The 15300-nt window shown below is 62.5% G+C and carries 15 protein-coding genes; 13 read left to right on the top strand and 2 right to left on the bottom strand.

Annotation, left to right across the window (positions count from 1 at the left end; translation table 11 throughout):
* Positions 1–47: 47 nt before the first annotated feature.
* From cpaB to F6X42_RS09970, 11 genes are all read left to right on the top strand, one after another.
* Positions 48–1067: a Flp pilus assembly protein CpaB gene (gene cpaB / locus F6X42_RS10020; RefSeq protein WP_187634265.1), complete on the top strand. Its 1020-nt coding sequence runs from the start codon at positions 48–50 to the stop codon at positions 1065–1067.
* An 8-nt stretch (positions 1068–1075) separates the two neighbouring features.
* Positions 1076–2509, top strand: coding sequence for a type II and III secretion system protein family protein (locus F6X42_RS10015; protein ID WP_187634061.1), 1434 nt, complete (start codon positions 1076–1078; stop codon positions 2507–2509).
* A gap of 13 nt (positions 2510–2522) precedes the next feature.
* Complete coding sequence (locus F6X42_RS10010) at positions 2523–2957, top strand: CpaD family pilus assembly lipoprotein (protein ID WP_376776343.1); 435 nt, start codon at positions 2523–2525, stop codon at positions 2955–2957.
* A gap of 14 nt (positions 2958–2971) precedes the next feature.
* On the top strand, positions 2972–4198 hold the full coding sequence (locus tag F6X42_RS10005) for a CpaE/TadZ family protein (RefSeq protein WP_187634059.1): 1227 nt from the start codon (positions 2972–2974) through the stop codon (positions 4196–4198).
* A complete protein-coding gene (locus F6X42_RS10000; RefSeq protein ID WP_187634058.1) occupies positions 4198–5646 on the top strand; it encodes a TadA family conjugal transfer-associated ATPase in 1449 nt (482 codons plus the stop codon). The genes F6X42_RS10005 and F6X42_RS10000 overlap by 1 nt, the downstream gene beginning before the upstream one ends.
* On the top strand, positions 5643–6629 hold the full coding sequence (locus tag F6X42_RS09995) for a type II secretion system F family protein (protein WP_187634264.1): 987 nt from the start codon (positions 5643–5645) through the stop codon (positions 6627–6629). The genes F6X42_RS10000 and F6X42_RS09995 overlap by 4 nt, the downstream gene beginning before the upstream one ends.
* A complete protein-coding gene (locus F6X42_RS09990) occupies positions 6626–7573 on the top strand; it encodes a type II secretion system F family protein (RefSeq protein ID WP_187634057.1) in 948 nt (315 codons plus the stop codon). The genes F6X42_RS09995 and F6X42_RS09990 overlap by 4 nt, the downstream gene beginning before the upstream one ends.
* Positions 7574–7617: 44 nt before the next feature.
* Positions 7618–8502, top strand: a complete 885-nt coding sequence (locus tag F6X42_RS09985; protein WP_187634056.1) for a tetratricopeptide repeat protein — start codon at positions 7618–7620, stop codon at positions 8500–8502.
* The gene (locus tag F6X42_RS09980) at positions 8499–8948 is read left to right on the top strand and encodes a TadE/TadG family type IV pilus assembly protein (RefSeq protein ID WP_187634055.1); all 450 of its coding nucleotides are present in this window, start codon (positions 8499–8501) and stop codon (positions 8946–8948) included. Before F6X42_RS09985 ends, F6X42_RS09980 begins: the two co-directional genes overlap by 4 nt.
* A gap of 31 nt (positions 8949–8979) precedes the next feature.
* Positions 8980–10056 carry a TadG family pilus assembly protein gene (locus tag F6X42_RS09975; RefSeq protein ID WP_187634263.1) on the top strand — a complete coding sequence of 359 codons (1077 nt, stop codon included), beginning with the start codon at positions 8980–8982 and terminating at the stop codon, positions 10054–10056.
* 101 nt (positions 10057–10157) lie between these two features.
* Positions 10158–11186 (top strand): phosphatase PAP2 family protein, encoded by a 1029-nt coding sequence (locus tag F6X42_RS09970; RefSeq protein ID WP_187634054.1) that lies wholly within the window; start codon positions 10158–10160, stop codon positions 11184–11186.
* A gap of 116 nt (positions 11187–11302) precedes the next feature.
* Here F6X42_RS09970 and F6X42_RS09965 read toward each other — a convergent pair whose 3' ends face one another.
* Complete coding sequence (locus F6X42_RS09965; protein WP_187634053.1) at positions 11303–11962, bottom strand: hypothetical protein; 660 nt, start codon at positions 11960–11962, stop codon at positions 11303–11305.
* Between the two features lie 970 nt (positions 11963–12932).
* Positions 12933–13325 (bottom strand): MAPEG family protein, encoded by a 393-nt coding sequence (locus F6X42_RS09960; protein ID WP_187634052.1) that lies wholly within the window; start codon positions 13323–13325, stop codon positions 12933–12935.
* 1160 nt (positions 13326–14485) lie between these two features.
* On the opposite strand from F6X42_RS09960, the gene F6X42_RS09955 reads away from it, so the two are divergent.
* Together F6X42_RS09955 and F6X42_RS09950 are read left to right on the top strand one after the other, a co-directional pair.
* On the top strand, positions 14486–14665 hold the full coding sequence (locus F6X42_RS09955; protein WP_187634051.1) for a Flp family type IVb pilin: 180 nt from the start codon (positions 14486–14488) through the stop codon (positions 14663–14665).
* A gap of 90 nt (positions 14666–14755) precedes the next feature.
* Complete coding sequence (locus F6X42_RS09950) at positions 14756–15295, top strand: A24 family peptidase (RefSeq protein ID WP_187634050.1); 540 nt, start codon at positions 14756–14758, stop codon at positions 15293–15295.
* Positions 15296–15300: the final 5 nt, after the last annotated feature.

Below are 15300 nucleotides of genomic sequence, written 5' to 3'. Positions count from 1 at the left end.
TTGCTGCACGAGCCGTGCGCCGCTTGCCTGAATACAACGCCGCCCATATGCAAAACTTCATCAAGCTAGCCGCGCTCGTTGTCATCGCCGCAATTGGCGCATTCATCATCCGCGCGCTGTACATTTCGGCATCGAGCCCGCGCGTGGCCCACCAATCGTCGATGGTGCACTTGCGCGCCGCAGCCGACGATTTGCCGGACGGACTGCTGTTGCGCGACGTGGACCTCGTATGGAAAACGATGCCGAGCGACCAGGTCCCGGCAGGCGCGCTCATCGAAGAAGCCTCCGGCAGCGACGGAAAAGACCTCAAGGGCGATCTACTGCGGCACGCGGTACGCGCGGGGACGCCGCTTGGCGTTGCCGACGTGATTTTGCCGAGCGCCCCCGGATTTCTTGCGGCTGCGCTCAAGCCTGGTATGCGCGCGATCTCGGTTGCCGTTGACGACGTGTCGGGCAATGCAGGGCTCATTCAGCCTGGCGATTATGTCGACATCCTGTTGACCCAGCAGATGCGGGCCGAAACAGGCGCCCGGGTCGACCCCGCGCGTGCGGTTGAATCGGAAACGGTCGCCGAGCGTGTGCGCGTGCTGGCGGTCGGCACAGCGTTTCGTCGTCCGAAGGATGACGACAGCGCGTCGAGCACGAATGCCCCGAGCACGACCGCTCGTACCGTGACCATCGAAGTCACGCCGGCGAGCGCCCAGACGATCACGGTCGCGGCTCACCTCGGCACGCTCTCGCTTGCGCTGCGCAGTTTTGCCACGCGTGACCGGCACACACCGGACGTCGAGGATGTCGCCATGACGCACACACGTCCCGTGTGGGCCGGAGATGTCTCACGCGCATTGCGCGCAGTGAGCGCACCGGCAGAGTCGCACTCGGCGAAAACACCGGCACCGACGCCGCATGTCGTCATCTACCGTGGCTCGAAGGTCGACCAGGTAGACGGCGAATTGCCCGGCAGCACGTCGATGGGCGCGCCGGGCGTGCCGCCGCTGCCCACCGGCACGCCGCCCGCCGCTCCCGCACGCGCCGACGCGGCCCCCGCCATCTCCGCAGGATCATAGGACGACACATGTTCAGCCTCACACACGGCAAGCTGTTTTCGCGCTGCGCGCCGCTTTGTGCAAGCGGCCGTCCTGCCGTCACCGGCATTTGCGCCGTGCTGCTTGTCATTGCCACGCTCTGCGGCCCCGGTGCGGGGGCGGCATGGGCGAGCGAGCCCGCCGATGTGCTGCCAGTTGCGGCAGGCAGTGGCACGTTGCTCCAGCTGCCGCAGCCCGCCGTCGCCGTGTTCGTCGCCGACCCAAGCGTTGCCGATGTCCATGTGCCGACGCCGCGCTCGGTGTTCGTGCTCGGCAAGAAGTCCGGCACGACGACACTCTTTGCACTCGGGCCGAACAATCGGGAAATTCTCCGCAAGACGATCAGTGTGTCGACGGATACGGCTTCGATTCAACGTCTTATCGACGCGCGCTTCCCCAAATTCGCGGTCACCGTGTCGGGTGCGCCTGGCTCATTGATGGTAACTGGCGCGGTACCGAGCGCGGCGGATGCCGATGCCATTGTGCAAACGCTGCAACCATATCTTCACGCCAACGAGCAACTCGTGAACCGCCTCTCGATCGCACACCCGATCCAGGTCCTGCTGCGCGTGCGCATCACCGAAGTGGATCGCAACATTACGCAGCAGCTCGGCATCAACTGGAATGCCATTGGCGCGAGCGGCAACTTCTTCGGTGGGCTGTTCAACGGGCGTGCCATTTTCGACGCGACGACGAATCTCTTCAACCTGCCGTCCGGTGGTGCGTTCTCGGTGGTGGGCGGCTTCAAGGCCGGCCGCACGACGATCGAAGGCGTACTCGACGCGCTCGACCAGGAAGGCTTGCTGACGATGCTGGCCGAACCGAACCTGACCGCGATGTCGGGTCAGACGGCGAGCTTCCTCGCAGGGGGTGAGTTGCCGATCCCCGTGCCCCAGAGCGGCACGACGAGCACGATCACGATCGAGTACAAACCCTACGGCGTCGCGCTGAACTTCACCCCGACCGTGCTCGCCGACAACCGCATCAGCCTCACCGTTCGGCCTGAAGTCAGCCAGATCGATCCGAGCAATAGCATCACGCTGAACTCGATCGTGGTACCGGCGCTGACCGTGCGCCGCATGGAAACCACCGTCGAGCTGTCAGGCGGGCAGAGCTTCGCAATCGGCGGACTCCTGCAGAGTTCGACGAGCGACCTGGTCTCCGAGCTTCCCGGCCTCGGCGGGCTGCCCATTCTCGGCAAGCTGTTCTCGTCGACGAAATACCAGAACAACAAGTCGGAGCTCGTCGTAATCGTGACACCGTATATCGTCGGTCCGACGGGGCCGGGCCGGCTGCGCGGCGCGCTGGACGATGTCACCACCCCCAGCAGCGACATCGAATATGCCGTGCGCCAGTCGCTTTCGATCGACCCGCTTATGGGCAATTCGCCCCGCCTCATTGGCGCTGCGGGCTTCGTCTATTGATATGGAGACCACAATGAATCCTCGGCTCTCCCTCATTGCCACCGTTCTCGCCGGTGTGGCGAGCGCCTGCCTCACGTCGTGCATGTCGGCGCGGCCGCCGCTCGGCATGCCCGATCCATCCGTGATCGGCTTTACGCCCGGGGACGGCGGACGCGCGACGCCGCCGGCGTGCGAAACGCTCACGCAGCGCTCCGGCATGCTCGATGCGGGCCAGGCGCGGCCCGGCGTGGCGTTCGGCTGCGCGACCTACTCGAACCTGGCCGCGATGCTCGCGCGGCCAGCCGACCTCGTGGCGCCCGTGCCCTACGCGGGCGCGGACGCGCCACTCGCCGCGAGCGCGGTACGGCGCTACCAGGAAGACCGGGCGAAACCGTTGAACTCGGATTATTCGAGTTCTTCGTCATCTTCGTCGAACTCGACGACGGGCTCGTCGTCGGGATCTCGCTAACGGAGATTGCACACATGGGCGTTTTCGAATCGAACATCCTCAAACGCCGGGCACAACCGTCCGGCGCCGAGAAACTCATCGCCGTCGTCTCCGACGCGCAAAGCATCGAGGTCGTCAACAGCGTTGTCGTCGATCAGGGCATCGCGACCTCGCACGTCACGCTCGGTTCGCTCGACGATGCGATAGGGATCATGACTTCACTGAAGGAGTCGCCGCGCCACCTGATCGTCGATGTGACGGGATCGACGATGCCGATTTCCGACCTCACGCGGCTCGCCGAGGTCGTCGACCCTTCGGTTGCAGTCATCGCCATTGGCGAGCGCAACGACGTAGGGCTCTTTCGCAGCCTGCTGCATATCGGCGTGCAGGACTATCTCGTCAAGCCGCTCACCGCCGAACTCGTCCGGCGCGCGCTGACGGCCATCGACGACGGCGCGTCGGCACGCATGGGCAAGGTGCTCTCGTTCGTTGGCGCGCGAGGCGGCGTCGGCGTCACGACAATTGCCACCGCACTTGCTTCTCATCTTGCCGACACGACGCGGCGCCGGATCGCTTATGTCGATCTCGATCCGTACGGCGGCGCGGCCGCCTCGATGCTCGGCGTCGCCGCCAACAACGGGCTTATTGAATTGCTGCAGAACCCGCAGCGGCTCGACCAGCAATTAGTCAATCAGGCTTTCGTTGCCCAGAGCGATCGTCTTCTCGTGCTTGCAGCGGAGCTCCCGTACAACCAGGAATTCGCTTTGCGCACGGGCGCGCTGAGCGAGCTTGTCACGATGCTCAAGCATCACTTCCACTACATCATGCTCGATCTGCCTGGACGCGCGGGCAAAATCGTCGAGGAAGCCCTCGATAGCAGTTCGACGATCCACGTCGTCGCCGACTTCTCGGTGCATTCGGCGCGCGAAGCTGCGCGGCTTTGCCGTTTCGCACAGAACCTCGACAACGCACCCGCCATCACGGTGCTGCTCAACGAAGCACAGCAGCCTGTGTCCGGGCGCGTTCGCGAGGACGATTTCGTCAACGCGCTCGCACGCGGGTCCGTGCATTCGCTGCCCTACGAGCCGCAGAGTCTTGCCCTCGCTGAGAACCTCGGTGAGGCTGGAACGCTTGCCCACGCGCATCGCTCGCCGTTCGCCGCGGCCATCGTGTCGCTGGCCAATGCGATCACGGGCAGCGACACGGCAGTGGCCCGCGAGCCGTGGTACAAGCGCCTGTTGCCCACGAGGAAGGTGAGCTGATGTTCGGCCGGCGCACCCCCCTCTCGACGAGCCCGTCGCTCGCCGATCACGATGAGCCTCGAGAATCCGTGGCGGTCGCCGGCTCCGCGGCCGCCGAGCCGGAAGCGAGCAAGCGCGAGACGCCGCTGGCCTCGGTGAGCGCTACACCCGCAGCAATGAGCCACTCGGCCGCGGACCGCAATGAAGCGCTGATCCGCTCCGAGACGTTCAGGGCGATTCGTTCGGCCGTCTTTGCGTCGATGAACATGTCGGCGGCGCTCATGATGTCGCGCAGCGAGGTACGCACGGGCATCGAGCAGATCGCAGCCGAGACGACCACCCGCGAGCGTTTGTCGCTGACGCTGGCCGAGCAGACGCTCGTTGTCGACGAGATTCTCAACGACATGTTCGGCATCGGGCCAATCGAGCCCTTGCTCGCTGACGAACGCGTCACCGATATTCTCGTGAACGGACCGGACCAGGTCTACGTCGAGCGCGGCGGCCGCCTTGAACTGACGGCGCTCAAGTTCCGCGACAACGCGCACGTCATCAACGTGGCGCAGCGCATCGCAGCGGCAATCGGGCGGCGCGTCGACGAAAGCAGCCCGATGGTCGATGCACGTCTTGCCGACGGCAGCCGCGTGAACGTCGTGCTGCCGCCGATCGCGCTGCGCGGCGCATCGATCTCGATCCGAAAGTTCGCCAAACGGAACATCACACTCGGCCGGATGGCGCAGCAAGGCAATATCTCCACGCAGATGGTGGACGTACTACGCATCGCAACCGCGTCCCGCCTGAACGTCGTCATCTCGGGCGGCACGGGCTCCGGCAAGACAACACTGCTCAATGCGCTCTCCCGCTTTATCGACGAAACCGAGCGCGTCGTCACGATCGAGGATGCCGCTGAGCTGCAACTGCAACAGCCGCATGTCGTCAGCCTCGAGACGCGCTCCGAAAACAGCGAAGGCCTTGGCGGAATCTCTCAACGGGACCTCGTTCGCAACGCGCTGCGGATGCGCCCGGACCGGCTCATCCTCGGCGAGACGCGCGGCACGGAAGCATTCGACGTACTGCAGGCGATGAATACGGGCCACGACGGATCGATGACGACGGTCCACGCGAACGCGCCGCGCGATGCGATCACGCGCCTCGAGAGCATGGTGATGATGGCCAACGGCAATTTGCCGCTGATGTCGATCCGGCGGCAGATTGCGAGCGCCGTTCATCTGATCGTGCAAATCGAACGCATGCGCGACGGCGTGCGGCGCGTGACTCATGTGACCGAGATCGCGGGCATGGAAGGCGACGTCGTCATCACCCAGGATCTGTTCACGTTCCGCTACAACGGAACCGCCTACGAAGAGCAGGTACGCGGCACGTTCGAATGCTCGTCACTGCGTCCAGTGTTCGCCCAGCGCGCTGCCTACTATGGCCTCGAAGAGGCGCTGCTCACGGCGATGCAATCATGAGACCTGCGGACGTCATCGGCCTGGGCACCTTCTTCGCCTTCTTGGTCGGGGGGCTCATCGTGCACGCGTTGCGCGGCATCGCGCGCCAGCAGGCGGGTACGCGCATCCGCGCACGTGTGGCCGGGGTGCGCGACGAAAGCAAGGCCGCCCTCGCCGAGCGCGACGCGAGTCTTCAGGAGCAGCTGCTGCACCCCAAGCGCAGCCTCGCCGACCAGGACGCGCTCTTCGCCGTCGTCTCGGCCTGGCATGAACGCGTAAGCACCGTCAGCGGCCCGGGCGGTGTTCGCGCGATTTATCTCATCGCTTTCGCTGCACTCATTGCATCGGTGATCGCCACTGCGTTCGTTCCTGTGGGGCCCGTGCTGCGCGTGCTCGCCTGCATCGCAATCCCCTTTCTCGCCGTGCGTTGGGCCTATCACTGGCAGATCGCGCGTTTCAGGAACCGCTTTCTCGCCGTTTTTCCCGATACGATCGACCTCATCATTCGCGCGGTGCGCGCAGGTATTCCCGTTGTGCAGGCGATCTGCGTGGCCGGGGTCGAAAGCGAGGAGCCGGTGCGCACGACATTTCGCACCATGGGCGATGCGCTGCTCGTGGGCGCCGACCTGAAGGAGGTGCTCGAACAGTCAGCGGTGCGCCTGCGACTCGCTGACTTCTCGTTCTTTTCGGTCTGCCTGGTCCTGCAGCGCGAGACGGGCGGCAATCTCGGCGATACGCTCGAGAACCTCGCGGGCATCGTGCGCATGCGGCGCGATATCCGCGCAAAGAGCAAGGCGCTCACGGCGGAAGGGCGGCTCGCCAGCAAGATGATCGCAGCCGTTCCGTTCGCGCTCATGGGCTTTATCTCTATCGCCAATCGGCCGTATCTCGACACGCTCACGCATACCCGGGCCGGACACAAGATTCTCGCCCTCGCCGCCGTGCTCCTCACGATCGGGCTGTGGTCGATCAACAAGATTTCGAACCTGGACACCTCGCGATGATGAACGCCGACTTCTGGCGCAATGCCGCCTTGCTCGCCCTGCTCGCGGGCTTCACGCTGTGGCTCGTCCTGCGCGACAAGAGCCACCGCGCGCGCATTGCCCAGCGCACACGGCAAAGCGTGGCCCGCGTGGGCGTCGACAACAGCGCGATGGCCGACGCCGCGAAGCGCATGCCGCAGCGCTTCGCCAAACGGATCGCCGCGCTCGGCGAACGGCTGCCTGTCGTGCAGGCCGAAGACCGCGCCAAAGTGGCCATGCGTCTTGCCAGCGCGGGATTTCGCGACCGGCGCGCGATCGCCGTCATGTCGGGGCTCAAGATTGTCGTGGGAGCCTGTCTCGCGCTCGGCGCCATCGCCCTCGGCGGGCATCTGCCCCAAGTCGGCCAGAACTTTACGATTCGCGCGCTGCTGATGGCGGGCGCATTCGTCATCGGCATGATGTTGCCGGAATATGCGCTCGCATTCTTCATCCGGCATCGTCGCAAGGCGATCGCCGCCGCACTGCCCGACGCACTCGACCTGCTCGTGGTCTGCACCAACGCAGGCAATAGTCTCGTCGTTGCCATCAAGCGCGTGGCGCGCGAGCTGCGCGTTATCTGCCCGCCGCTTGCCGATGAGTTCACCGTGACCGCGGACGAACTCAGTATCGGCAGCGACACGGCGCAGGCACTCAGCGCGATGTCGGCTCGGGTGGGTCTGTCCACGATGCGCGCACTGGTGACCACACTGGTGCAGTCGCAAAAGTACGGCACACCGGTCACTCAATCGCTGCGCACCCTGTCGCGTACCGAACGGGCCATGCAGATGGTCGCGCTCGAGGAAAAGGCCGCGAAGCTCGCCCCGAAGATGACGCTGCCGATGATGATCTTCATCATGCCGACCGTCTCGCTCATTGCAGCGGGGCCGGCCGTCATTCGACTCATCGCGGTATTTCGCGGCCATTGAGCACTGCAAGGTTTCTGGAGCTTAAATTGAACTCATCTCATCCGTTGCTCGCGCGCAAGGCCTTCGCCGCGCTCCTGGCACAGCTGGCCGCTGCGCTGCTCGCCACCGGATGCGCAAGCCATCACTTCGTGACGCCACAGCCTGCCGCCGCCACCTATCTGCCAGATGCGCAGGCCGACATGCATGTCGCCGAAAGCGCCCTCGAGGCCGGCGACACGCCGCTTGCCATGTCGCTTTTCGAAAAAGTGCTGAAGATCGACCCGCAATCGAAAGCTGCGCAGCTCGGCCTCGGCGATGCGATGTACCAGAGTGGCGATCTCGCGCGCGCGGGCGTCCTCTATGGGCAGGTTGCGGCCGTAGCGCCGGACGATGCGCGCGCCGTGCTCGGGCTCGCACGCGTCGCTCTGCGCCAGCGACGGCTCGACGAGGCCGAGAAGCGCTACCGCGAACTCGCCGCAACCCACCCGGACCAGGCGGTAGCGGCCGAGGGGCTTGGCACCGCGCTGGATCTAGAGGGTAAGCATGCGCAAGCGCAGGCGGTCTATCGCGCAGCCTTGCAGCGTCACCCCGAGGTTGCGGGCCTCAAGGCCGATCTTGGCTTGTCGCTCATTCTGGCCGGCGATGTGCGCGCAGGCGCCAATGTGCTGCTCGATATCGCCGGCTTGCCTGACGCGCCGCCGCAGGCTCGCGAAAACCTCGCGCTGGCGTATGGGATGCTCGGCAACAGCGAGGCGGCGAGGCGCATCCTGGTGAGTGACATGCCGGCTGAATCGGCGGACGACAATCTGCGCTTTTACCGGCAACTGCGCGAGCGTCTGGTCACCGCCAGGCGTGATGCAGGCGACGCGGGCGTTGCGGGTGTTGCGGGCGTGGGTGAAACACGGCCGGTGTCGGCAGCAAGTGCCGCTGCTCGCGGAGTGCTCCAATGAAGCGGCGCGGGCGCCCCTGCTCCGGTGCCCGCGTTCACGCGCGCGGCAGCGTTTCGCTCGAGTTCGTGCTGGTAACGCCGTTCCTGCTGATGGTGCTCTTCGGCATCGTCGACGTGAGCATGGTGTTGTGCGACAAGGCCGTGATCACGAATGCCGCGGGGGAAGCGGCGCGCCAGGGCGTCGTGCTGCGCGTGCCGTCCTATACGCAGACCCAGATCCAGAATGTTGCGCTTGCCTATACGAAGAACAGTCTGGTGACAAGCGGCACGGCCACGTCCCCCACCGTGAGCGTGACCCCGACGGGCGGCTGCGCAACGGCCGGCAGCAGCAATCCGCTGCAGGTGAACATCAGCTATACCTACAACGGTGTTGTGCTCGGCTCGGCATTCAGTGTGATAACGGGGCCTATTACGGTGAAGGCCGTCGCGGTGAAAAACTGTGAATAAGCGAGTGCGTTCCCGCCAAGCCGCGGCCGCGATGCTTTGCCGGGCATCCGTGCGCCCCGACGAGCGCCTGCGCCCGTGCGTGCGTGCGAGATCGCAAGAGTGCGGTTCGGTAACGCTATGGTTCTTGTTGACGTTCACGGCGTTGCTGATCATCGGGGCTTTTGCGATCGATCTGCCGCGGGTCTTCACAGTCAGCGGCGAATTGCAAAACGGCGCGGATGCGGCGGCGCTCGCCGGCGCCGGAGCGCTGTCACAAGGCAGCACGAGCGGACCGAACTGGGCGGGGGCGGCCTCGTCCGCAACGGCGGCCGTTGCGTTGAATGCGTCGGACGGCGTCAAGCTTACGAGCGGATCGGTCACGGCGGGATATTGGGACGTCGCCGCGTCGTCGCCCACGCTGCTCGCGCCGGGCAAGGTCACGCTGCCGGCGCCGGCGGGCCAATTGCTGGAACCCGCGGTACAGGTGACGATCTCCCGCAATGCCACGAGCAACGGCGGCCTCGTGCACCTGCTGCTCGGCACGCTGCTCGGCATGCCGACGACGGCCGACAGCGCAACGGCCGTGGCGGTTATCGCGCCGCCTTCCGCGGTGCCTGCCGGAGCGCTATTTCCCATGGTCATGGATCAATGCGTGTACAACCAATATTGGGACTCGACGAAGAATGCGCCCAAGGTCGACGCGGCAGGCCAGCCTTACGAGTTCGAGGTGGGCAACGGCCAGGAATATGGCGCTTCTTGCGAGGCGGGGCAGTGGACATCGTTTCTCGTGGTCGCCAACGACACGCCGACGGTCGTCAATTTGATCGATAACGGGAATCCGACCTCACTGTCGATCGGGGACAGCATCTACATCGACCCGGGCGTCAAGGCGGCTGTCTACAAGAACATTCCCACGGCAACGACCGTCCTCATGCCAGTCAGCACGCAAATCGAGAACAAGACATTCGTCCCGATCATCGCATTCGCCGCTTTTCACATCGACGGTGCGGACCAGGGCAGCAAGTACATCCAGGGGCACTTCGTAGCCGGCTACACGATGCCGACCCAGGGAACAGGCGTCTCGACGAAGAACTATGGCGGGTATGTCGCGCCGCGTCTCGCGTTCTGAGCGGAATTTCGTTCACTCCTGAGGTCGGCAGATTACAGCCACTGCGATCCTTAATGCGCGCCCACGCGTTTTATACGAAAACTCTCCCGTCGGCCTCCCCGTTGAGAAATGAAAATAAAGCCAGCGTCGATTTCACAAAAAAAATGATTAACCGCGTGGCAGCTCAAACCTATTGTGTGCCCGGGAGGCAATACCTTTTCGGATTAGCCGTCGTACTACTTTTCTCGATGATTGATATTGCGTGGCTTTATATGAGTGGTTGCTCGGTGCGGGAGGATGGCATTCTGCTGATCGCTAAAACTCTCTCGTTTTTGTTGAGTTCGGCGGTCGGTTTAGCAGCCATCGCGGCGGTTCCGCGCTATAGGCAGGTCACAAAAAGGCTCCGTTATGAGGAAATTGCACGCACGCTCGCCTGGATGGCCCTGCTGCTTTGCTTCGTACCGGTCGCGGGCGTTCTCTCCTATCTGTCCGTAACGGTCAACGCATCGTTAGTGGACGAAAGCCTCGTCCGCTTCGATCGTGCGCTCGGCTTTGATTGGCCAAGCGTCTACTATTGGGTACATTCGCATGCCGTCATTCAGCAGATTCTTGCATTCGCTTACGATAGTGGTAGATGGCAATTGATAGGAGTCCCAGTCGTATTGGGCGTACTCGGTCGCCGTGAGGAATTATCGGGCTTCGTGCTTCTTCTGATGCTTTCCAGCGCGCTGCTCCTTCTTATCTCAACACCCTTTCCAGCTGCAAGCGCCTTTTTGCATTTCAACATCACCGATCCGAATACGTCGGCGACGGTGTCCGACTTCGATCTTCTTCGAAACGGAAAGATTGTTAAGTTCGACCTCCTCCGGATACAAGGCCTCGTATCGTTTCCCTCATTTCATACCGCACTGGCCGTCTTCTTCGCATACTCACTTCGCCGGACTATATTTCTATTTCCCTTTGCTGTTTTGCTTAACGCGACGATGGTAATCTCAACGCCAACGCAAGGCGGACACTATCTTGTAGATGTATTCGGTGGTTTGACCCTGGCGCTCGTGACCATTTATATCCTGAAACTTGCCCTGACGGCACGCGTTTTGAGCCACACGCCTTTTAAGGCGAATGCGAATGCGGATGCGACTGCCGGCTGAGGTGCAATGTGAGTGCACCTCATGAGTGTCCGCTCTGGAGGAAGGTGAGCGTCGCTAGTGGGTCGCGAGAAGTCTGACGCACTCGCTTTCCTTTTTATTTCGATGTCTTCAGGCGTTTAGGCCTGTTTGAACGCTTGTGCGTCAACTCGCCGAGCAACCGCAGATTCCATTCGACGCGACGTCGTGCGATTTTCTTCAGCGCTCGCGATAAATTTGGACAGTTCGCGCTCCATGGCGGAATCTTTGGCGCCCGGCTTCCACGACGCGGCTCCGTGGCGTCGGCGTGTGACCCGGGCAAGGACTAACGCGGCCATTGCAGCCTTCGCACATTCGTATTCAACGAGACCGCAAAGTTCGATCGGCTCGCCGAATTCCCGGAACGCTTCCACATACTCCCGGGCTGCGTGCACTGTCGCCGGGTACTCGCGTAGTTCGGAAACGACCTTGCGGCTCAAGACGTTCCATTGGAGTTTGTCTGGGTAGCCAAAAGCAGCAACGGACACCGTCTTGACCGCTTCAGGGCCCTTCGAGTCGGCCGCCTCTGTCGCCGCCCACGCGGCCTTATGCATAATCGTCCGGCATGTTCGGGCGTAGCTCTCCAACGATAACGCCAGTTCCAGCGCTGTATCGCGTCGCTGAGACTTGCGCTCTTTGACATTTCTCGCGGAGATCCATGCGAGCGTCACGACGGAGCCGACCGCGCTTGACGCCAACGCCAACGCTATCGGGTTGTTCCAGCTAACAAGCTGAAGATATTCGAGCCATTCCTGTCGCATGCGACGCACTTCGGAGAACGAGGTCCGGAAAGTATAAGTAGTCGTTTGCGGACTACTCATGGCAAAAAAAATCCGGTTTGTGTTTTTGCCACAATCACTTCGATCGAGCGAGGCGCGCCTTGACAAACCCGGCCGAAACGCTCCCTTATCGAAGTTTCGGTCACGTACGTTACGTCAGAGACGCCGATAGGGATACGGGAGTAGCGCTTACGGCTTGCTCCAGACCTGTTTCCAACACATGAGAAAGGTACCGCGAGCGTCTCTTGAGACCGCTCCTTCGAGCGGACACGCGGTGCTCGCTAACGCGGGGCCAGAGTGGGCGACCTCTCTATCCGCGTCAGCGAGTACATCGGCGGGCACCCGGCCCCAAATCGACAGACTGGCGAGTACGCCTGCACAGCCAACCAGAATAACGAGAGCCCGCTTTAATCGGATCGGGCGGCTGGCGATAAAATCGAGGGGCATTGGGTAACCTCGTCTGGCGGGGGACTTGTAACTGGTGTTATCGGCACCGGCCACCGAAATCATAGAGTTTCGCTGAATTATTTTTTTCGAACCGGATCGAGAGGCAGAGGGCAAACGATGGGTCGAAGCTGGGCGGGCATGGAATCCCAGATCCAAGCCCAAATCGCATCCCCGGATAGGACAATTTCTCATGCATGGAATTTGCCCGAAACAGATGCGATTGGTCACGATGCAGACGTTGATGAGACTGCGACGACGAGTCCGATTCGGGTCGACCTGAGTGGGTCACTGTGGGACCGGACGCGGCCATGATCTGCCGTTCGCTATCTCCGTCACGCGGTCATTCGAGCGGCGGCTACCCTCAAACAGCGGGCCTTCGCCGTCGGATGGCACCCGGCCAGTCCTGTCTGCCTTTGCCGACGCTCACGTGTCGGCGGGGGGGGCGTCGCTCCAGTTTCATGGTGTCCTCTCCTCTTCGAACAAACGACACGACACGGCCGGAGGGCTAACGGCCAACGAGCAATGCGATACAGAGGGCCACCCCGAACGCGTAGGTTCCCGACGCCCCGATAGCACGGGCCGGATTGGGCTTCGACATGGTGGGCCAGGCAAGTAGCGAAACCACCAGGAGCAAGCGGCAGGCCGTTGCACCTGCCATGCACCAGAGCTGCCAGTGAGGCGGATTCTGAGAGCCGAGATACAGAAATAGCACCGCAAAGAACGGCGCGTACTCGGCGGTATTGCCGTGAGCGCGAACCAGTTTGGTTAGCAGCCGGTCCGGTTCAGGCGCGTAGCCGCTCAGCAGCCCGACGCGAAAGCGCTCGACCGTGATGGTGAGTCCAAGTACGAACAGAAGCAAACCGAGGACACCGGTGCAGGCCAGTGCGATGCTGTTCATTCCATACTCCTTGCTTGACAGTCGAAATCAGTGATTCCGGGACGCCTTGCGGGCGATGGTGAGTGACAGTGCGGACACCGTTCATAACGTCTCCATCGGCGCGTCCGTCGGCGGGGTGCGGATCGATGATATGCCGGCAGGTCAAGTCTGGTGTCGTGACCTTCCTGGGCGCCAAGCCTCCCCAGTGGCCCCCGCAAAGGCTCACCGTTCGCGCGAGTCGAAGCAACGCTCCCATGTCAAAGCCATTTTGAAACGTCCGCTTGCCAGCTCCGCGGACGACGCGACTAACAACCCGATGTAACAGCGCTGCAACGTTTTCCCGACATGTCGATTTCCGAAAAAAAGCCGACAGTCAGCCGAATACTCGCATGATTCCATTTGGGTAATCCCTGATTTTTCCGCGGATGCGAAGACATGCTTCATCTACCCGCGGTGCTAGCGCATGAACACCCTTCAAGGCAATTACCACGGTTGAAGCGTTTCCCGAGGAGGTAATACCCATGCCTCATCTCACTCTTCGCTCTTCTGCGAATCTGTGAGACGAGACGAAACCTGACGTTCCAGAGATGCAACATTCTCGACCGATTTCTCCATCCCGCTGGCAAATTTCTCCGTCCAACAGCGGCCCAATCGGCCAAAACCCGGTGTTTCGTCACATTTGACCCGCTTGGTCCACATCTTGCGAACACTACGCATGCAAGTCGACAGCATGGCGGCGAGCGCGAAGCAGCAACGGTAGTTTCAGTCGCGCCCAGACAACGCCAATGCTTACGGGGGCTTTCCTTGACACGTAACCGGCGCTCAGGCGCACGGCGAACGGCGAGAAAAGCAAGTCGGCTGGAAAAGAAAAGACGAGGAACACAAGCATGTTGCCCTCAAAGTTTGTTCGACCAGAATCGCGATGTGCCACGCACATCGAATCCCCTTTCCGGCGCCCCATATCGCAGCCAGACGCGATACGTCGCTGACGGACCCGGCACGTAGTCGCCGGACTCTCCAAAGCCAGCCCTGACACTTGTCCGCCGAGCCGCTTCAGGCTCGTGTGCGCCTGTCTTTCAATGCGCCGGACGGGTCATATTTCTTGCAGTACCCGTAGTACGTTGTATCAACCGTAGTTATCCGATGTTTTTTACGTTAGTAGGCCAAACGGAGATTCAATCATGAAATCGATCGTCAACATCACCAAGCAATTCATCCGTGACGAAGAAGGCGCTACGGCCGTCGAATACGGAATGATGGTTGCCCTGATTGCAGCGGTAATCGTTGTGACTGTGACCACCCTCGGCACACAGGTCGAAGCGGCGTTCACCAAGATCAGCAACGCCCTCCCCGCCGCCTGAAAGAGGTGCCGACGGACGAATCGAATCTGTCGAATCGTCCGTCGCACCACCGCTTCCACCACGCGCTGTCCACACCGACGAGGCCTTGTCATGTTCACTACGCTCTATGCGCCGCCACCGATCGCGCCGTGCGTGATCGCGCTGGTGGTGGCTGCTGCAAGCACTGATCTCCAGTGCCGGCGCATTCCGAACATCCTGGTCGCGGTTGGTCTGGTCGGCGCACTCTTCACGCAGTGCTGGCTGCACGAATTCCCGGCAGGCGCCCTCGCGTGGCTCACCGGTGCACTCGTCGGACTTGGCCTCTTTCTGCCGCTCTATTTGCTGCGCGGGATGGCCGCGGGCGACGTGAAGCTGCTCGCGATGGTCGGCGCGTGGATCGGTCCGCCACTGGTGTTTTACGTCGCGCTGGCGACATGCGTGATCGGTGGCGTGTGGGCGCTGGCGCTGGCGGCGCGACGTGGCCAGGTGAGCAAACTGTTCAGCGCCACGATGTTCGTCCTCATCCATCCAACGTCGCGCAGTGTCAATCCCGCTCCGGCCGAGTCGATGGGAACGATGCCGTACGGCGTCGCGATAGCGGCGGGAACCATCGCCGTGCTGGTGGGTACGGCGGCACAGCTGGAAATCTGAGAATA

Origin of the sequence: Paraburkholderia podalyriae (assembly GCF_014397785.1) — a bacterium.
Lineage (GTDB): Bacteria > Pseudomonadota > Gammaproteobacteria > Burkholderiales > Burkholderiaceae > Paraburkholderia > Paraburkholderia podalyriae.
The sequence above is the reverse complement of the archived record's forward strand: the minus strand, read 5'-3'. Positions and strand labels throughout refer to the sequence as shown.